17 protein-coding genes are annotated in these 17,236 nt (G+C 72.2%); 8 read left to right on the plus strand and 9 right to left on the minus strand.

Annotated elements, in window-relative coordinates:
* Window positions 1-108 precede the first annotated feature (108 nt).
* A complete protein-coding gene (locus UW392_RS21775; RefSeq protein WP_320776741.1) occupies window positions 109-1,362 on the plus strand; it encodes an ABC transporter ATP-binding protein in 1,254 nt (417 codons plus the stop codon).
* The gene (locus UW392_RS21780) at window positions 1,359-2,222 is read left to right on the plus strand and encodes an ABC transporter permease subunit (RefSeq protein ID WP_320776742.1); all 864 of its coding nucleotides are present in this window, start codon (window positions 1,359-1,361) and stop codon (window positions 2,220-2,222) included. Before UW392_RS21775 ends, UW392_RS21780 begins: the two co-directional genes overlap by 4 nt.
* 7 nt (window positions 2,223-2,229) lie before the next feature.
* Here the strand turns inward: UW392_RS21780 and UW392_RS21785 are convergent, their stop codons facing one another.
* Window positions 2,230-2,562, minus strand: a complete 333-nt coding sequence (locus UW392_RS21785; protein WP_320776743.1) for an ATP/GTP-binding protein — start codon at window positions 2,560-2,562, stop codon at window positions 2,230-2,232.
* 276 nt (window positions 2,563-2,838) lie between these two features.
* Between UW392_RS21785 and UW392_RS21790 the strand changes: the two genes are divergently transcribed.
* Complete coding sequence (locus UW392_RS21790) at window positions 2,839-3,867, plus strand: LLM class flavin-dependent oxidoreductase (protein ID WP_320776744.1); 1,029 nt, start codon at window positions 2,839-2,841, stop codon at window positions 3,865-3,867.
* Between the two features lie 99 nt (window positions 3,868-3,966).
* On the opposite strand, the gene UW392_RS21795 is transcribed toward UW392_RS21790, so the two are convergent.
* Window positions 3,967-4,359 (minus strand): SCO5389 family protein, encoded by a 393-nt coding sequence (locus tag UW392_RS21795; RefSeq protein WP_320776745.1) that lies wholly within the window; start codon window positions 4,357-4,359, stop codon window positions 3,967-3,969.
* 279 nt (window positions 4,360-4,638) lie between these two features.
* Here UW392_RS21795 and nucS point away from each other — a divergent pair, with 279 nt between their 5' ends.
* A complete protein-coding gene (gene nucS, locus UW392_RS21800) occupies window positions 4,639-5,310 on the plus strand; it encodes an endonuclease NucS (protein WP_320776746.1) in 672 nt (223 codons plus the stop codon).
* 126 nt (window positions 5,311-5,436) lie between these two features.
* Here the strand turns inward: nucS and UW392_RS21805 are convergent, their stop codons facing one another.
* The 3 genes from UW392_RS21805 to UW392_RS21815 all read right to left on the minus strand — a co-directional run bounded on the left by UW392_RS21805 (window position 5,437) and on the right by UW392_RS21815 (window position 9,800).
* Complete coding sequence (locus UW392_RS21805; protein WP_320776747.1) at window positions 5,437-8,145, minus strand: ATP-binding protein; 2,709 nt, start codon at window positions 8,143-8,145, stop codon at window positions 5,437-5,439.
* 318 nt (window positions 8,146-8,463) lie between these two features.
* A complete protein-coding gene (locus UW392_RS21810; RefSeq protein WP_029382901.1) occupies window positions 8,464-8,787 on the minus strand; it encodes an STAS domain-containing protein in 324 nt (107 codons plus the stop codon).
* A gap of 155 nt (window positions 8,788-8,942) precedes the next feature.
* Window positions 8,943-9,800 (minus strand): 3-hydroxyacyl-CoA dehydrogenase family protein, encoded by an 858-nt coding sequence (locus UW392_RS21815; RefSeq protein ID WP_320776748.1) that lies wholly within the window; start codon window positions 9,798-9,800, stop codon window positions 8,943-8,945.
* Window positions 9,801-10,028: 228 nt separating this feature from the next.
* Here UW392_RS21815 and UW392_RS21820 point away from each other — a divergent pair, with 228 nt between their 5' ends.
* Complete coding sequence (locus UW392_RS21820) at window positions 10,029-10,601, plus strand: cob(I)yrinic acid a,c-diamide adenosyltransferase (protein ID WP_320776749.1); 573 nt, start codon at window positions 10,029-10,031, stop codon at window positions 10,599-10,601.
* Window positions 10,602-10,624: 23 nt separating this feature from the next.
* Here UW392_RS21820 and UW392_RS21825 read toward each other — a convergent pair whose 3' ends face one another.
* Window positions 10,625-11,194 (minus strand): hypothetical protein, encoded by a 570-nt coding sequence (locus tag UW392_RS21825; protein ID WP_320776750.1) that lies wholly within the window; start codon window positions 11,192-11,194, stop codon window positions 10,625-10,627.
* 163 nt (window positions 11,195-11,357) lie between these two features.
* Here UW392_RS21825 and UW392_RS21830 point away from each other — a divergent pair, with 163 nt between their 5' ends.
* From UW392_RS21830 to UW392_RS21840, 3 genes are all read left to right on the plus strand, one after another.
* Complete coding sequence (locus UW392_RS21830; protein ID WP_320776751.1) at window positions 11,358-12,545, plus strand: sensor histidine kinase; 1,188 nt, start codon at window positions 11,358-11,360, stop codon at window positions 12,543-12,545.
* Window positions 12,542-13,183, plus strand: a complete 642-nt coding sequence (locus UW392_RS21835) for a response regulator transcription factor (protein ID WP_320776752.1) — start codon at window positions 12,542-12,544, stop codon at window positions 13,181-13,183. The genes UW392_RS21830 and UW392_RS21835 overlap by 4 nt, the downstream gene beginning before the upstream one ends.
* A gap of 135 nt (window positions 13,184-13,318) precedes the next feature.
* Window positions 13,319-15,142: a glycoside hydrolase family 18 chitinase gene (locus UW392_RS21840; RefSeq protein WP_320776753.1), complete on the plus strand. Its 1,824-nt coding sequence runs from the start codon at window positions 13,319-13,321 to the stop codon at window positions 15,140-15,142.
* A 9-nt stretch (window positions 15,143-15,151) separates the two neighbouring features.
* On the opposite strand, the gene UW392_RS21845 is transcribed toward UW392_RS21840, so the two are convergent.
* From UW392_RS21845 to atpD, 3 genes are all read right to left on the minus strand, one after another.
* Window positions 15,152-15,598 (minus strand): DUF2550 domain-containing protein, encoded by a 447-nt coding sequence (locus UW392_RS21845; RefSeq protein WP_320776754.1) that lies wholly within the window; start codon window positions 15,596-15,598, stop codon window positions 15,152-15,154.
* Between the two features lie 128 nt (window positions 15,599-15,726).
* On the minus strand, window positions 15,727-16,101 hold the full coding sequence (locus UW392_RS21850) for a F0F1 ATP synthase subunit epsilon (protein WP_320776755.1): 375 nt from the start codon (window positions 16,099-16,101) through the stop codon (window positions 15,727-15,729).
* A 120-nt stretch (window positions 16,102-16,221) separates the two neighbouring features.
* The coding region (atpD, locus tag UW392_RS21855) for a F0F1 ATP synthase subunit beta (protein WP_320776756.1) at window positions 16,222-17,236 on the minus strand (1,015 nt) is incomplete at its 5' end.

Raw genomic sequence — 17,236 nt, forward strand, 5'->3', positions numbered from 1 at the left:
CGCCTGTTTCTGCCCGGGATTGAACGGAACCGTCAGCGCCTCGATAAGCTCCTAATCCTTACGGGGGCGTGCGCCCCGCTGTCCTGAACCTTTCGATGGGTGCGGAGCATGATCGAGGCTGTCGGCCTGACCAAGCGCTACGGCGACAAGACCGCCGTGTACAACCTGTCCTTCCAGGTACGTCCCGGCACTGTCACCGGTTTCCTCGGGCCGAACGGCTCGGGCAAGTCGACGACGATGCGGATGATCCTCGGGCTGGACAACCCCACCTCGGGGCACGTCACGATCGGCGGTCACCCGTACCGCAAACTGCCCAACGCCCCCCGCCACGTCGGCGCGCTGCTGGACGCCAAGGCCGTGCACGGCGGCCGGGCCGCCCGCAGCCACCTGCTGAGCCTCGCCCAGCTCTCCGGCATCCCGGCCCGCCGGGTGGACGAGGTGCTCGGCGTGGTCGGCCTCCAGGACGTGGCCCGCAAGCGCTCCAAGGGCTTCTCCCTCGGCATGGGCCAGCGGCTCGGCATCGCCGCGGCGCTGCTCGGCGACCCCCAGGTGCTGCTCTTCGACGAACCGGTCAACGGTCTCGACCCCGAGGGCATCCTGTGGGTGCGCAACCTGATGAAGGCGCTGGCCGCCGAGGGCCGCACCGTCTTCGTCTCCAGCCACCTCATGAGCGAGATGGCGCTCACCGCCGACCACCTGATCGTCATCGGGCGCGGTCAGCTCATGGCCGACATGAGCGTGAAGGACTTCATCTCGGCCAACTCCGCCGACTTCGCGCGGGTCCGCACCCCGGACACCGAGCCGCAGCTGCGCGAGAAGCTCGCCGCGGCGCTGACCGAGGCGGGCGGCCACGTCCTGCCGGAGCAGGACGGCGGGCTGCGGGTGACGGGACTGCCGCTCCCCCGCATCAGCGACGTCGCGCACGACTCCGACGTACGGCTGTGGGAGCTGTCGCCGCACCAGGCGTCACTGGAGGAGGCGTACATGCGGATGACGCAGGGCGCCGTGGACTACCGCTCGACCGCCGACGAGAAGGCCGGGCTCCAGCAGCCCCTGCCGCCCGGCGCGCAGCCGCCGATGCCGGTGCCGGGGCAGGGCCAGCCCGGCTGGTACGCCCCGCCGCCGCCCCAGCAGGGCGGCGTCCCCGGCCCGGTCCCGCCGGGCCCGTACGGTGCGCCGGCCGCGCCCGCGGCACCGCCCGCGCAGCCGCACCCGCAGTCGCATCCGCAGCAGGCCAACCCGTACGCGCAGCCGGCCGCCCCGCAGGCGCCTGCCGGCCCGTTCCCGGGCCGTCCCGCGACGCCTCCCGCCGCCGCTCCCGCTCCCGCTCCCGCCCCGACCACGTCCGAGGACGCCCGATGAGCACGCCCCAGCCTCCGATGCCACAGGCCGCGCCGCACTGGCAGGCGGCGCCCGGTCCGGCGTACGCCGGTTACACCTCGCCGATCCCGAACGTGCGGACCAACCTGACGCACGCGGTCGTCTCGGAGTGGACGAAGATCCGCTCGGTGCGCTCGACGCTGTGGACGCTCGGCGTCTTCGTGCTGCTGGTGGTGGGCATCGGCCTGCTGACCGGCGTGGTGGTCTCCTCCTCCAGCTCCGACCTGTCCGGCACCAACCCGCTGGAGCTGGGCTTCTTCGGGCTGCTGCTCGGCAGCATGTGCGTGATGACGCTGGGCGTGATGACCACGGCGTCGGAGTACGGCACCGGTCTGATCCGCACCACGATGACCGCCTGCCCGACCCGCGGCCGGGTGCTCGCCGCCAAGGGCCTGGTCTTCTTCCTGGTCTCCTTCGTGGTGACGCTGGTCTCCTCGACCCTCGTCGCCTTCGCGCACGTGGCGATGTTGAGCGGCGCGGACGAGCCCGCCGGCGCGGACTGGCTCAAGGCCACCGTCGGCGTCTCCCTCTACGTCGCGCTGCTCGGCCTGCTCTCGCTGGCCGTCGGCTCGATCATCCGCCACTCGGCGGGCGCCATCACCATCATGATCGGCCTGCTGCTCGCGCCGCTGGTCATCGCGCTCTTCATGTTCTCGGAGTCCTTGCAGGACGTGCAGCAGTTCCTGCTGGAGTACTCGATCCCGAACCAGCTCAGCATCTTCTACGCCAACTCGCTCTCCACGTCCGGCCCGTCGGGCTGGGATCCCCTGTGGATCGTGCTCGGCGTCACGGCCGTCGTCTACGCGGGCGCCTTCACGCTGCTCCAGCGCCGGGACGTGTGACCGGAGTTCAGAAGCGCGGCGCGTTCCGGGACCGCTGCACCCGTGTGGTGCGGCGGTCCTTCGCGTTCCAGCACGCCTTGTGCCAGTGGCGGCGCTCGTCGACGCCCGAGTGGTCCGGCCAGGCCACGACGTGCGGGACGCCGTCGGGGATCATCTGGTCGCAGCCCGGACAGCGGTAGGACTTGCCCTGCGCGCTGGCGCCCGCCACGTGTCGCACGTACCACTCCTCGCCCTGCCACGTCTCCGAGGACTGCCAGCCGCCGTAGCGGCCGGGACCGTCGTCCTCGGCGCTGCGGCCGGTGGAATCGGCTCCCTTGGGTCGGTTGCGACGCGGGGACACAGGACACCTCACGGGGCTATACAGGGAAGTACGGGCCGTAACCAGCCTACGCGGGCGCGGGCGGGCGCAGGCGGACGGCGCCCGGGACGGCGGCGGAAGCGTGCGCGGGGCGCTCCCGGGAACCCGAGCGCCGCGACCATCCCTGCTCAGCGACCCGACAACGGCCCATTCTGCAGACAATCCGCAAATCTCCTCGTTCGGCCGTGTCCTCGGCACGTGTCAAGCGGTTATGCCCTGTGGGGGAGCTCCGTGTCGGGGCCAAGGAAGCAGGAAGCGATGCGCGTTGGAAGTTTCGTTCTGGCAGCCCGGTTCCCGGGCCAGGGGCAGGGGGAGGCGCTGCACCGGGCGGTGCGGTCGGCCGAGGTCGCCGAGGAGTCCGGGCTGGACGCCGTCTGGCTCGCCGAGCACCACTTCGTGCCGTACGGCACCTGCCCGTCCGCCGTGACCCTGGCGGCGCTGCTGCTCGGCCGCACCCGGCGCATCCGGGTCGGCACGGCGGTCAGTGTGCTGCCCACCGCCCACCCCGTGGCCCTCGGCGAGCAGGCCGCGCTGCTCCACGTGACCAGCGGCGGCCGGTTCTCGCTCGGGGTCGGCCGCGGCGGCCCCTGGGTGGACCTGGAGGTCTTCGGCTCCGGCCTCGACGCGTACGAGACGGGGTTCCCGGAAGCCCTGGACCTGCTGGTGCGCTGGCTGCGGGAGCCGGCGGTCGCGGCCATAGGCGAGCGCTACCGGTTCCGGGAGGTGCCGGTCGTCCCGCGGCCCTCGGAGTCGCTCACGGACACGGCGGGGCCCGAGGTCGTCGTCGCCTGTACCTCGCCGGCGAGCGTGCGGCTGGCCGCCGAGAGGGGGCTGCCGATGCTGCTCGGGATGCACATCGGGGACGAGGAGAAAGCCGAGATGGTCGGCCTGTGGCGGCGGCACGCGCGGGCGGCCGGGCGCTCCGGTGCGGAGATCCGGGACGCCGCCCACGTCTCGGCCGGCGTCTGCCAGATCGCCGACCGGCGCACGGACGCGGTGGAGACGCTGACGAAGGCCATGCCGGGCTGGCTGCGGCAGGGACTCGACGCCCATGTGACGGTGGACGGCCGTCCCCGGCGGATGCGCGATCCACTGGCGTACACGGAGCTGCTCTGCGGACTGCACCCGGTCGGGACGCCGCGGCTGTGCGCCGACCGGCTCGCCGCGACCGGCGAGCGGACGGGCGTCTCCCGTTTCGCGCTGCTGGTGGAAGGTTCCGGCGACCTCGCGGCGACCGAGGAGAACGTCCGGCGGCTCGGCGCCGAGGTACTGCCCCAGCTGCGCTGACCGGTGTGTTGTACGCCTTCCGCCGGGACCCCGCGGAAGGCCTGCCGCCCCGGTACAAGTGCACCTCCCGCGTACGGAGCGACAAGCCCGCGATCGGCGTCAGCAGTCGCGGAGTTCCGGTGACTGGTTCAGCAACTGGTTGCGCACCGAGGTGAATCGGGCCAGCGTCTCGTCGACCGAGGCGTCGGCCGGGAAGACCGCCACGCGGTGGCAGTTCTGGAAGGCCAGCCGTACACCGAAGTGCCGTTGCAGGGCGCCGCGTATCGCGTCACTCGCGAGCGCACGCAGCAGCTGGCCACGTGCCTGCTCGTCCGGCGGGGGCGTCTGGTTGTCGGCGAACTCTCCGCCGTCGACCTTCAGCTGTGCCACCAGGGAGCTGATCATCTCCCACGCGTAGGGCAGGGAGGTCCGGACGCAGTCGACGAAATCAGCTTCGTCGACCTCGCCTCGCTCGGCCTGTTCGAGTAGGGCCGGTGAGACGTCGAGCGACATGGGTACTCCTCTCGCACCCCCGACGAGCAGGGGTTGCCGGACAGTTGAGGGAGTCCGCGATATCGAACACGCTGTGTACACGCGTCGCGACCTCCCGTCGACTACCGTATGCACCCCGGCGTGGCCGCACCAGGCGATTGCCCGGATGCGGGGATTCCCGTAGGCACACAATCGGCCAGTTCACAAGCCGGGGCACAACGGAGATGTGGGGCGCGCGCGAACGGCGCTCACCGGGAGCGAATCGCGCGGGGGCGGGCGCGTCGAGTAGCGTTGCCGACCATGCGTCTCGTCATTGCCCGCTGTTCCGTGGACTACGCCGGACGGCTCACCGCCCACCTTCCCTCGGCCCCCCGGCTGATCCTGGTCAAGGCGGACGGCAGCGTCTCGATCCACGCCGACGACCGGGCCTACAAGCCCCTGAACTGGATGTCGCCGCCCTGCACGCTGAAGGAGGGCACGGGCGAGGAGGCGGGGGTGTGGACCGTCGTCAACAAGGCGGGTGAGAAGCTCATCATCACCATGGAGGAGATCCTCCACGACTCCTCGCACGAGCTGGGCGTGGACCCGGGCCTGATCAAGGACGGCGTGGAAGCGCACCTTCAGGAGCTGCTCGCCGACCGCATCGAGACCCTCGGCGAGGGCTACACCCTCGTCCGCCGCGAGTACCCGACGGCGATCGGCCCGGTGGACATCCTGTGCCGGGACGCCGACGGCGGCACGGTCGCCGTGGAGATCAAGCGGCGCGGCGAGATCGACGGTGTGGAGCAGCTCACCCGCTATCTCGACCTGCTCAACCGCGACCCGCACCTCGCCCCGGTCCGCGGCGTCTTCGCCGCCCAGGAGATCAAGCCGCAGGCCCGCGTCCTCGCCACCGACCGCGGCATCGGCTGCCAGGTGCTGGACTACGACGCCCTGCGCGGCATCGAGGACGACAAACTGCGCCTGTTCTGACGCCACGCCCGGCACGAACGGCACGAACGGGTACGGCACGACGACGCGGGGCCGGGATCTCCTCGGAGATCCCGGCCCCGCGTCGTCGTGTGTGCCGGAGGTGGACGTTCCGGTCCCGGTCGGCCCTCAGATGATCCGCGGGGTCGTGGAGCCGCTGCTCGACGCCGTCGGGGAGTCGGAGCCCGTGCTGCTCGTCGTCTCCGGGGCGCCGGCCGAGTCGCTCGTCGTCGCGCTGGTCGTGGTCGTCGGGCCGCTCGCCGTGTCGGAGGTGGAGGGCTCCGGGGGTTCGGAGGTCTCCGCCGGGGGCTCCGAGGTCTCCGGAGGTTCGGAGGTCTCCGGGGGCTCGGACGTCACCGGCGGCTTGGAGGTGTCCGTCGGCTTGGGCGAGGTCGGCTCGGTGGGCTTGCCGGACGTCGGCGGCTTGGACGTCGGGTCGTCCGGATCGCTCGGACCGCCGCTGCCGCTCGGGGCGTCCGTGGGGCTCTCGGACTCCGTGGGCGTCGGGTCGTCGGAGGTGCCCGGCGTCCCGTCCGGACCGGGGTCGGTGGGACCGACACCGGCCGCGCCGGGCTCGCCCGCGCCGTTGCCGCCGCCGTCCTCGGGCCGGTCCGCGCCCAGGCTGCCGTCGTCGGTGCCCTGGCTGGCGGACGGGTTGACGCCGACCCGGTCGGAGGGGTCGTCGCTCTGGCCGTCGGAGGTGGCGCCGAGCGTGACGACCGTGCCGAGCACCGCGGCGAGCAGCGCTCCGGCGCCGGCCGCGACCAGGTTGCGGCGGGCGAAGCCCTTCAGGCCGCCGCGGGCCTTGCGGGACGGCCCCATGGAGGAGCGGGCCGGGCCGTTCGGGCCGCGGTGGGTGACCAGCGTCGGGGACTGCGGTGTCGGCTGCAACGGCGGGAAGGGCGCCGGGGTCCCGGCGGGCGGCGACGCCGACTCCTCGTGCCGGGCGTCGGGCACCTCCTCCCCCGCCGTCGGACCGAACGCGGCGTCGGCGCCGAACGCGGCCGCGGCCGGGAGGCCGATCGCCCCGAGGCCGGGGGTGTCGCCGGAGCGGTCGGCGACGAGGGCGAGCGCGCGCCGGCCCGCGACCGTTCCGCGCCGGTCGGCGGCGGCGCCGCGCAGGGCGACGGAGGCGTCCAGCTCGGCGCGGGCCCGGTCGAGCTGGTCCTCGCAGAGCGCGAGGACGCCCAGTTCGTGGTGGAAGTAGGCCTGCTCGGCGACGTCCCCGGCGAGCCGGCTGGCCTCGCTGCCGGAGCGCAGCGCCCGCTCCCAGGCGCCCCAGTGCAGCCCGGCGGCGAAGGCGGGCGCGGCGGCGCGGGCGAGCAGCACGGCGGGGCTGCCCTCCTCCTCGACGCTCTCCCCGTACTCGTCGAACCGCCCGGCGCCGTCGCCCGCGGGCGGTGTCGTCAGCGGCGCGAGGACGGCCAGGGCGGCCAGCACGGCGTCGGCCTCGGCGCTGACCCGCTCGGGGGTGACCGAGGGGTGTCCGGCCCACCAGGCGTAGTGCCGGGCTGCGTCCAGGGCGCGGTCGGTGCCGCCCTCGGCGTACCCGGCGGCCTCCAGCTGGGTCAGGACACCGGCGGCGAGCCGGTAGCGGGCGCCGACCGGGGAGACGAGGCCGCACGCGGCCAGTTCACCGAGGGCGGCGTCGGCGTGGGTGTCGCCGGCCAGCGCGGGCAGGTGCGCCTGGTGCGGCACCTCGCCGCCGAGGGCGACGGCGAACTCCAGGGCGGCACGGGCGGAGCCGCTCAGCCGGGAGGCGAGCAGCGGGGCGGGCGCGGCGGCCTCGCCGAGGGACGGCAGCGGTACTTCGTCGGGGGCGCCGGAGTCGTAGGCCGCGGCGGACTCGGGGGCCGCGTCGGCGAAGACACCGAACTCGTCGACGGCGTCGGCGCCGGCCCGCAGCCGGTCGCGCCGCCGCAGCAGCGCCCCGGCCTGCACGAACCGCAGCGGCAGGCCCTCGGACTCGAACCAGAGGTCGCCCGCCCAGTTGGCCTCCTCGTCGGTGAGGGGCCGGCCGGCGGCGCGCTTCAGCAGGGCCACGCCGTCGGAGCGTTCGAGGCCGGTGAGGAAGACCTCCTCGACGGCGGCGTCGGCGGCGGGGGCCGGTACGTCCGGGGTGGCGGCGATCAGGAAGGCGCACTCGGGGGTGGCCTCCAGGATCTCGTCGAGGGCGGCACCGCCGAACTCGACGTCGTCCAGGATCACGACCGCGCCGATGTCCCGGACGTGACCGAGGAGTTCCTCGCACGCGGGGCGGTACAGCGGCGCCCGGTACACGGCGTGGAAGAGGTCGTTGAGCAGGTCGTCGGCGGAGCGGTGGAAGCCGCTGAGGCGGACGACGCCGTCGGGGGCGAGGCCGGCGCAGTCCTCGGCGACGACGTCGAGGAGGCTGGTGCGGCCGGAGCCGCCGGGTCCGGTGAGGCGTACGGAGCGGCCGCGGGCCAGCAGCCGCACCAGGCGCTCGCGCTCGTCCTGGCGGGCCAGGAGCGGCAGCGCGGGCAGCGCGGGGCCGGCCGGGACGGGCGGCCGGGCGGCGCGCTCCGCCTCGGCGCGCTCGGCGGTGGTCAGCTTCTGCGGGCGGGCGGGCCGCTCCCCGGGCGGGCAGACCTCGATCTCGCTGCCGTCGACGGGGTTGACGGTGAGCAGGAAGTCGCCGGCGACGAGCTGCACGGTGCGGGCCGGCGCGGCGGCGTGCTGGCCGAAGTCGGGTGTGAGGGGTTCCCTCGGCCGGCTCGGGCGGGACGCGCCGCCCGGCCCGGTCCCGAACGCGCTCGACCGGCCGGTTCCCTCGTCGTCACGGCCGTACTCCTCGGGTTCCCGGTTGTTCGGGTCCATAGGTCCAAGCCCCCCAAAAGCGTCGTGTGCCTCGGTCACCGGTCGGGACCACCCTCCCGGCCTTGCCGCACACCGCGCTGTCGCTTCTGGTCCGGGCCCGCCAGTGGGTCGCGGAAGAGCGGGCAGCCAGACCCTAAACCGTAGCTCAGTATCTCCGACAGTCCGGGGTACCGCGCGGCCCGAGACGTCACAGTCTCGTGAGGATTGCGTGTGTCGTGCGGTTCGGCGGGGCCTGTCGGATCTTCACGGGCCCCTCACGACCCGTGCGCCGCACCGGTCGGTGGGGGTGCCTCCCGGACCGGGAGCGGCCCGGCGGGGTCAGACCCTGGGCAGGGTCTCCACCCCGATGCCGCCCTCGATCGCCAGGATCCGGTGCAGCCGGGTGGCCACCAGCAGGCGCTGCATCTGCGGCGGTACGCCCCGCAGCACCAGGCGCCGGCCGCAGCGGCCGGCCCGCCGGTGGGCTCCCATGATCACGCCGAGTCCGGTGGCGTCCCAGGAGTCCAGTTCGGACAGGTCGAGCACCAGGTCGCCGGCCCCGTCGTCGACGGCCGAGTGCAGGACCGTACGGGCGTCCGCCGCGCTGCGGACGTCGAGGCGGCCCCCGACGACCAGCTCGGCGTGGTCGCCCCTGATGTGCATATGCGCTCCCCGTGCGTGCGTCTCGTGCTCCGCGGTGTGGTCTCGTACCGGTGCTCGGTGTGCCGTGAAGGTGATGCAACTTCTGACTGTGTGCAACGCGATGAGGTTGCCACCTGTGAGCGAACCGATACCGAATTCACTCTGGCGTGTGATGTTCAGCGGGCCTCGTACTTGTAGAAGCCCTGCCCGCTCTTGCGCCCGATGTCACCGGCGTCCACCATCCGGCGCATCAGTTCCGGCGGGGCGAACTTCTCGTCCTGTGACTCGGTGTAGATGTTGCCGGTGGCGTGCAGCAGGATGTCCACGCCGGTCAGGTCGGCGGTGGCCAGGGGTCCCATGGCGTGGCCGAAGCCCAGCTTGCAGGCGAGGTCGATGTCCTCGGCGCTGGCGACGCCGGACTCGTAGAGCTTCGCCGCCTCGACGACGAGGGCGGAGATGAGCCGGGTGGTGACGAAGCCGGCGACGTCGCGGTTGACGACGACGCAGGTCTTGCCCGTCGACTCGGCGAACTCCCGTGCGGTGGCGAGCGTTTCGTCGCTGGTCTTGTGGCCGCGCACCAGCTCGCACAGGGCCATCATCGGCACCGGGGAGAAGAAGTGCGTGCCCACGACGCGCTCCGGGCGGTCCGTCACGGCCGCGATCTTGGTGATCGGGATGGCGGAGGTGTTGGAGGCGAGGATCGCGTCGTCCTTCACCAGCTTGTCCAGCGCCCGGAAGATCTCGTGCTTGACGTCGAGTTTCTCGAAGACCGCCTCGACGACCACGTCCGCGTCGGCGGCCGCTTCCAGGTCGGTGGTGGCGGTGATGCGGGCGAGGGCCGCGTCGGCGTCGTGCGCCTCCAGCTTTCCCTTGGCGACGAACTTGTCGTACGACGCCTTGATGCCGTCGGTGCCACGGCGCAGCGCCTCGTCGGTGACGTCCCGCAGGACGACGTCCCAGCCCGCCTGTGCGGAGACCTGGGCGATGCCGGACCCCATGAGGCCGGCTCCGATGACGGCGAGCTTCCGTGCCACTGTGCGACTCCCCTGGATGCGGGTCTGTGTGTCTCTCCGGCGGACATTAGCGGGCGCGAGGGGCGCTGTGACCGGTAAGTAACGCGCGTCACGTCTCACATGACGGACATCACACCGTCGAGGGTCACGCGGCGCCCCGTACGGCGTAGTTGAGCGGGGGTCAGGCCGGACGGTCCGCAGTGGGCGCGTGTGCCCTTCGGAGCGACGGCGCGTAACTACCCTGGTCGCATGGTCAATCTGACACGCATCTACACGAGGACCGGCGACCAGGGCACCACGGCCCTCGGCGACATGAGCCGCGTGCCCAAGACCGACGCGCGGATCGCCGCCTACGCCGACGCCAACGAGGCCAACGCGGTGCTCGGCACGGCGATCGCCCTGGGCGCGCTGGAGGAGGAGGTCGTCAAGGTCCTCGTCCGGGTCCAGAACGACCTGTTCGACGTGGGCGCGGACCTGTCCACGCCGGTGGTGGAGAACCCGGAGTTCCCGCCGCTCAGGGTCGAGCAGTTCTACGTCGACCGGCTGGAGGCCGACTGCGACCGCTTCCTGGCGGAGCTGGAGAAGCTGCGCTCGTTCATCCTGCCCGGCGGCACGCCCGGCGCGGCCCTGCTGCACCAGGCGTGCACGGTGGTCCGCCGCGCCGAACGCTCGACGTGGGCCGCCCTGGAGACCCACGCCGACACGATGAACCCCCTGACGGCCACCTACCTCAACCGTCTCTCCGACCTCCTGTTCATCCTGGCGCGGTACGCGAACAAGGAGGTCGGGGACGTGCTGTGGGTACCGGGCGGGGAGCGCTGACCGCGCCGCTCAGGGGCGCCGGTTCAACGGCGCGCCTCCTCCCGCTCCGGGGCGGCTTCCCGCGGTGCCTTCTTCGGCCAGAGGAAGTACGTCAGCGCGATCAGACCGTGGATGCCGGCCGCCCGCCAGGCGATGAGCTGCCAGTTCTTCAGCGAGTCCGTGCGGCCGGGGTCGCCGACGTACCACATGGCGAGCCACAGCAGGCCGGTCGCGACCGCCGCGGCCATCACCGTGCCGAGCCAGATCCGGCCCTCGTGCCGGGCGCGGGCCATGCCGTAGCGGGGTGGCCCGGCGGGCGGTGGTGCCCCGGCCAGCCGGTGCGCGGCGTGGCCGTCGAGCCACTTCACGGTGCGGTGGCCGTGGCCGACGGTGTAGCCGATGTAGACCGCCGCCAGCCCGTGCTTCCAGCTCGGGTCGGCACCGTTCTTCAGGTCGACGGCGGTGACCACCAGGAGCAGGACCTCCAGGAGCGGCTCGCACAGCAGCAGCGCCAGACCGGTGCGCGGCATGCGCAGCAGGTAGCGGAAACCCAGCCCGGCGGCCAGCAGCACCCAGAAGCCGATCTCGCAGACGATGATCAGGGTGACGACCATGATCAGCTCCTCTCGCTCGCCCCCACGTTCACCTTCAAGGCTCCCGTGGCGGGTGGCCGGGTGCGTCGTCGCCGGTGACGAACCCGCGGTACATCGAAAGATGCAGTGGGAGACCGTCCCCGGGGATCAGGCGGGAGCACCGCCCGCCGTGTTGGATGGGGTCATGGCCGTACGACTCCCCCGCCCGCACCGCTTCGACGTCTGCGTCGCGGTCGGCGGCCTGCTCGGCGGGCTGCTGCTGTGGGGCATCGGCCTGGGGGTCCGCCCCGCCGACGACCCGATCGTGCTGTTCCCGGGAGGCTGGGCGCTGCTGCTCCCGCTCGTGGTGATGTCCGGCTGCGAGCTGCTGCGCCGCACCGCGCCGCGCACCGCCCTGCTGACCGGCACGGCGGCGGCCGCCCTGGACGTCCTGACCCAGGGCAGCCTCGTGACGGTCGTGATGTACACCGACGTCATGTACGCCGCCGTCCTGTACGGCACCCCCGCCTCCGCCCGCCGCATCCCGTGGATCACGGGGCTGCTCACGGTGGTCGCGGCGGTCGTGCCCTTCGCGGTGTGGCGGACGCCGGAGGCGCTGCTCATCGGCGTCGCCGTGGGGATCGTGTCGTTCGCGCCCGCGTCCACGGGGCTGATCGTGCGCAGCCACCGCGACGCCGCCGAGACCGCCCGGCTGCGCGCCGAGCAGACCGCGCTGCTGGCCGAGATCGACCGGGTGCAGGCGGTGACCGCGGAACGCTCGCGGATGGCGCGGGAGTTGCACGACATGGTCGCCAATCACCTCTCCGCAATCGCCATCCACTCCACGGCCGCGCTCTCGCTGGACGACACGGCCACCTCCCGGCAGGCCCTGACCGTCATCCGGGAGAACAGCGTCGAGGGACTCGCCGAGATGCGCCGCCTGATCGGCATCCTGCGCGACGCGGGCGGCGACACCGAGCCCTCGGCCGCCCCCACCCTCGACGGGCTCGGCGCCCTGGTGGCGGGCGCCCGCGCCAACGGGCTCGACGTGCGCCTGGAACCGGCGCACGGCGGGAGCCTGCCCGCCCCGGTGGAGCTGGCCGCGTACCGGATCGTGCAGGAGTCGCTGACCAACGCCCTCAAACACGCCGCGCAGGGGACGGTACGGGTGGTCCTGACCCGCACGGACAGCGTGCTGCGCGTGGACGTGACCAGCCCCTGCGGTGACCGGGACGCTCCGCGCGCGCCCGGCTCGGGGGCCGGTCTGGTCGGCATGCGGGAGCGGGCCGCGCTGCTGCACGGGACGTTCGACGCCGGTCCCGAACCGGGCGCCACCGGCAAGGTCTGGGCCGTGCGCGCCGCGCTGCCCCTCACCGAAGGAGACCCGACGTGATCCGCGTGCTCGTCGCCGAGGACCAGTCCGCCGTCCGCGCCGGGCTGGTCCTGATCCTGGGCAGCGCGCCCGACATCGAGGTGGCCGGGGAGGCGGCGGACGGCGAGCGGGCCGTGGAACTCGCCCGGGAGCTGCGGCCCGACGTGGTGCTGATGGACGTACAGATGCCGCGCCTCGACGGGGTGGCGGCGACCCGCCGGGTGGTCGCCGAGCGGCTGGCCGACGTGCTGGTGCTGACCACCTTCGACCTGGACGAGTACGTCTTCGGGGCGCTGCGCGCGGGCGCCGCCGGGTTCCTGCTGAAGAACACGGAGGCGAGGGACCTGCTCGACGCGGTCCGCACGGTGGCGCGCGGCGAGGGCATCGTCGCGCCTGCCGTGACCCGGCGGCTGATCAGCGAGTTCGCGGCGAAGCCGGTCCGGGAGCCGCGGGCCGATCCGGCGGTTCTCAAGGAGCTGACCCGGCGCGAGCGCGAGGTGCTGTCCTGTCTCGGCGAGGGGATGTCGAACGCGGCGATCGCGGGGCGCCTGGACATGGCGGAGGCGACGGTGAAGACGCACGTGAGCCGCCTGCTGGGGAAGCTGGGGCTGCGCAGTCGGGTGCAAGCGGCGGTACTGGCGCAGGAGTTGGGTGTCTGATCACGGCGCCGCCGCCGAACGTTCGCACACTGGTCCAGACCTATTGACCTATGGTCCAGACCTTTCTATTCTCGCGGCACTGCGGGCGTGATGGCTCAGTCACGTCCTCTACAACCCCATACAAGGGAGGCGCACGTGCGCTTCAGACACAGAGCCGCGGCCCTGCTCGCGACCCTCGCACTCCCCCTCACCGGCCTCGTCGCCCTCGCCGCCCCCGCCCAGGCGGCCACCGCGGCGACCGCCACCTACACCAAGGCCTCCGACTGGGGCACCGGCTTCGAAGGCAAGTGGACGGTGAAGAACACCGGCACCACCGCCCTCAGCGCATGGACCGTCGAGTGGGACTTCCCCTCCGGCACCTCCGTCACCTCCGCCTGGGACGCCGACGTCACCTCCTCCGGCACCCACTGGACCGCCAAGAACAAGTCCTGGAACGGGTCGCTCGCCCCCGGCGCCTCGATCTCCTTCGGCTTCAACGGCTCCGGCACCGGCTCCCCGTCCGGCTGCAGACTCAACGGCGGCTCTTGCGACGGCACCTCCGTCCCCGGTGACGCGACCCCCTCCGCCCCCGGCACCCCCACGGCCTCCGCCGTCACCGACACCTCGGTGAAGCTCACCTGGTCGGCCGCCACCGACGACAAGGGCGTCAAGAACTACGACGTCCTGCGCGACGGCGCCAAGGTCGCCACGGTCACCGGCACCACCTACACCGACACCGGCCTGACCAAGGGCACCGCGTACTCCTACAGCGTCCAGGCCCGCGACACCGCCGACCAGACCGGCCCCGCGAGCGGCTCGGTCAAGGTGACCACCACCGGCGGCTCCACCGACCCCGGCACCCCGGCCGGCAAGGTCAACCTCGGATACTTCACCGAGTGGGGCGTCTACGGCCGCAACTTCCACGTCAAGAACCTGGACACCTCAGGTTCCGCCTCGAAGATCACCCACATCAACTACGCGTTCGGCAACGTCAAGAACGGCCAGTGCACCGTCGACGACACCTTCGCCGCGTACGAGAAGTCCTACACCGCCGACCAGTCCGTCAGCGGCACCGCCGACACCTGGGACCAGCCGCTGCGCGGCAACTTCAACCAGCTGCGGCAGCTGAAGGCGAAGTACCCGAACATCAAGATCCTGTACTCCTTCGGCGGCTGGACCTACTCCGGCGGCTTCGGGCAGGCCGCGCAGAACGCCGCCGCGTTCGCCAAGTCCTGCAAGGCCGTCGTGGAGGACCCGCGCTGGGCCGACGTCTTCGACGGCATCGACATCGACTGGGAGTACCCGAACGCCTGCGGCCTGACCTGCGACACCTCCGGCCCCGCGGCATTCAAGAACCTCACCCAGGCGCTGCGCACCGAGTTCGGCTCCGACTACCTCATCACCGCGGCCATCACCGCCGACGGCTCCTCCGGCGGCAAGATCGACGCCGCCGACTACGGCGGCGCCGCCCAGTACCTCGACTGGTACAACGTGATGACCTACGACTACTTCGGCGCCTGGGCCACCACCGGCCCGACCGCCCCGCACTCCCCGCTCACGTCCTACTCCGGCATCCCGACCGCCGGCTTCAACTCCGCCGACGCGATCGCCAAGCTCAAGGCCAAGGGCGTCCCGTCCGCCAAGCTGCTCCTCGGCATCGGCTTCTACGGCCGCGGCTGGACCGGCGTCACCCAGTCCGCCCCCGGCGGAACGGCGACCGGCGCGGCACCCGGCACCTACGAGGCCGGCATCGAGGACTACAAGGTCCTGAAGAACTCCTGCCCGGTCACCGGCACGATCGCCGGCACGGCCTACGCCCACTGCGGCACCCAGTGGTGGTCCTACGACACCCCGTCGACCATCGCCGGGAAGATGACCTGGGCCAAGAACCAGGGCCTCGGCGGCGCCTTCTTCTGGGAGTTCAGCGGCGACACCAGCAACGGCGAACTGGTCAGCGCCATCAGCAACGGCCTGAAGTGACGACCACCACTAAGCGACGTTGACGCGCTGGCCGGGCGGGGCTGCTTCCAGCCACGCGAGGAAACCGGTCAGCGCGTCGTCGCTCATCGCCAGTTCGAGGCGGGTCCCGCGGTGCAGACACGCGAGGACCACCGCGTCGGAGAGGAGCGCCAGCTCCTCCTCGCCGTCGGGCAGACGGCGGCCCGCCACCTCGATCGAGCCGCGCTCCAGCACCCGGCGCGGACGCGGCGAATACGAGAAGACCCGGTACCACTCGACGCGATCGCCGTTGTACCGGGCCACTCCGTACGCCCACCCCTTGCCGTCACCGTCGCCCTCTTTGGGGGCGTCCCAGCGCAGCGAGCAGTCGAACGTGCCGCCCGACCGCTGGATCAGCCGGCGCCGCAGACCGAAGACGAACAGTCCCACCACCACGAGAGCGATGACGGTTCCGCACACAGTCAGAGCGAGGACCACCGGCACCGACCTCCTCGTCTCCTAGGTAACGGAACGTAAAAAACGTCTACATCTGCCTCAGCCGCGGCCGGGTCCGGATCGCTCCGGTCCCAGCCGCGGCTGAGTCACGCATAACACAGCGGGTCGGCTCAGCGCCCCGCCGCCGCACGCAGTCGGACGTCCGCGCGACGCTCGGCGGTGGCGTCGCCCTCCGCCTTCGCGCGCTCCAGCTCGCGCTCCGCGCGCTGGACGTCGATCTCGTCCGACAGCTCGGCGATCTCGGCCAGCAGCGACAGCTTGTCGTCCGCGAACGAGATGAAACCGCCGTGCACCGCGGCGACGACGGTCCCGCCGTCACTCGTACGGATGGTCACCGGGCCCGACTCCAGCACACCGAGCAGCGGCTGGTGACCGGGCATGACGCCGATGTCGCCGGACGTGGTGCGCGCGACGACCAGGGTGGCCTCGCCGGACCAGACCTCTCGGTCGGCCGCGACCAGCGCGACGTGCAGCTCAGCAGCCAAGGGTGGCTCCTCGGGTCACCACCCGGCGGGTCTGCCGGGTGTTGGTTACAAGTCTAAGGGGCGTGGTTGAGGGGGCGGGACGCGCCCGCCCCCTCAGCTCACGTCAGGAAACGACCGGGGTCAGGAGACGCCCAGTTCCTTCGCGTTCTTCTTGAGGTCCTCGATGCCACCGCAGAGGAAGAACGCCTGCTCCGGGAAGTGGTCGTACTCGCCGTCGCAGATCGCGTTGAACGCGGCGATCGACTCGTCCAGCGGCACGTCGGAGCCGTCCACACCGGTGAACTGCTTGGCGACGTGCGTGTTCTGGGACAGGAAGCGCTCCACGCGGCGGGCACGCTGGACGACCAGCTTGTCCTCCTCGCCGAGCTCGTCGATGCCGAGGATCGCGATGATGTCCTGCAGGTCCTTGTACTTCTGCAGGATGTTCTTCACGCGCATCGCCGTGTTGTAGTGGTCCGCGGCGATGTAGCGGGGGTCGAGGATGCGGGACGTCGAGTCCAGCGGGTCCACGGCCGGGTAGATGCCCTTCTCCGAGATCGGACGGGAGAGCACCGTCGTCGCGTCGAGGTGGGCGAAGGTGGTGGCCGGCGCCGGGTCGGTCAGGTCGTCCGCGGGGACGTAGATCGCCTGCATCGAGGTGATCGAGTGACCACGGGTCGAGGTGATGCGCTCCTGGAGGAGACCCATCTCGTCGGCCAGGTTCGGCTGGTAGCCCACCGCGGAGGGCATGCGGCCGAGCAGGGTCGAGACCTCGGAACCGGCCTGCGTGAAGCGGAAGATGTTGTCGATGAAGAACAGCACGTCCTGCTTCTGGACGTCACGGAAGTACTCGGCCATGGTGAGGCCGGCCAGCGCGACGCGCAGACGGGTGCCCGGGGGCTCGTCCATCTGACCGAAGACCAGCGCGGTCTTGTCGATGACGCCGGACTCCGCCATCTCCTCGATGAGGTCGTTGCCCTCACGGGTGCGCTCACCGACACCGGCGAACACGGAGACACCGTCGTGGTTGTTGGCGACGCGGTAGATCATCTCCTGGATGAGCACCGTCTTGCCGACGCCGGCGCCGCCGAACAGACCGATCTTGCCGCCCTTGACGTACGGGGTCAGCAGGTCGATGACCTTGACGCCGGTCTCG

It is taken from the genome of Streptomyces sp. CRN 30, assembly GCF_034105845.1.

Bases quoted from the DNA above. Each gene is read 5' to 3' on its own strand.
- UW392_RS21775 (WP_320776741.1), top strand. From the start codon at position 109: ATGATCGAGGCTGTCGGCCTGACCAAGCGCTACGGCGACAAGACCGCC.
- UW392_RS21780 (WP_320776742.1), top strand. From the start codon at position 1,359: ATGAGCACGCCCCAGCCTCCGATGCCACAGGCCGCGCCGCACTGGCAG.
- UW392_RS21790 (WP_320776744.1), top strand. From the start codon at position 2,839: ATGCGCGTTGGAAGTTTCGTTCTGGCAGCCCGGTTCCCGGGCCAGGGG.
- UW392_RS21795 (WP_320776745.1), bottom strand. From the start codon at position 4,359: ATGTCGCTCGACGTCTCACCGGCCCTACTCGAACAGGCCGAGCGAGGC.
- nucS (WP_320776746.1), top strand. From the start codon at position 4,639: ATGCGTCTCGTCATTGCCCGCTGTTCCGTGGACTACGCCGGACGGCTC.
- UW392_RS21805 (WP_320776747.1), bottom strand. From the start codon at position 8,145: ATGGACCCGAACAACCGGGAACCCGAGGAGTACGGCCGTGACGACGAG.
- UW392_RS21810 (WP_029382901.1), bottom strand. From the start codon at position 8,787: ATGCACATCAGGGGCGACCACGCCGAGCTGGTCGTCGGGGGCCGCCTC.
- UW392_RS21820 (WP_320776749.1), top strand. From the start codon at position 10,029: ATGGTCAATCTGACACGCATCTACACGAGGACCGGCGACCAGGGCACC.
- UW392_RS21825 (WP_320776750.1), bottom strand. From the start codon at position 11,194: ATGGTCGTCACCCTGATCATCGTCTGCGAGATCGGCTTCTGGGTGCTG.
- UW392_RS21830 (WP_320776751.1), top strand. From the start codon at position 11,358: ATGGCCGTACGACTCCCCCGCCCGCACCGCTTCGACGTCTGCGTCGCG.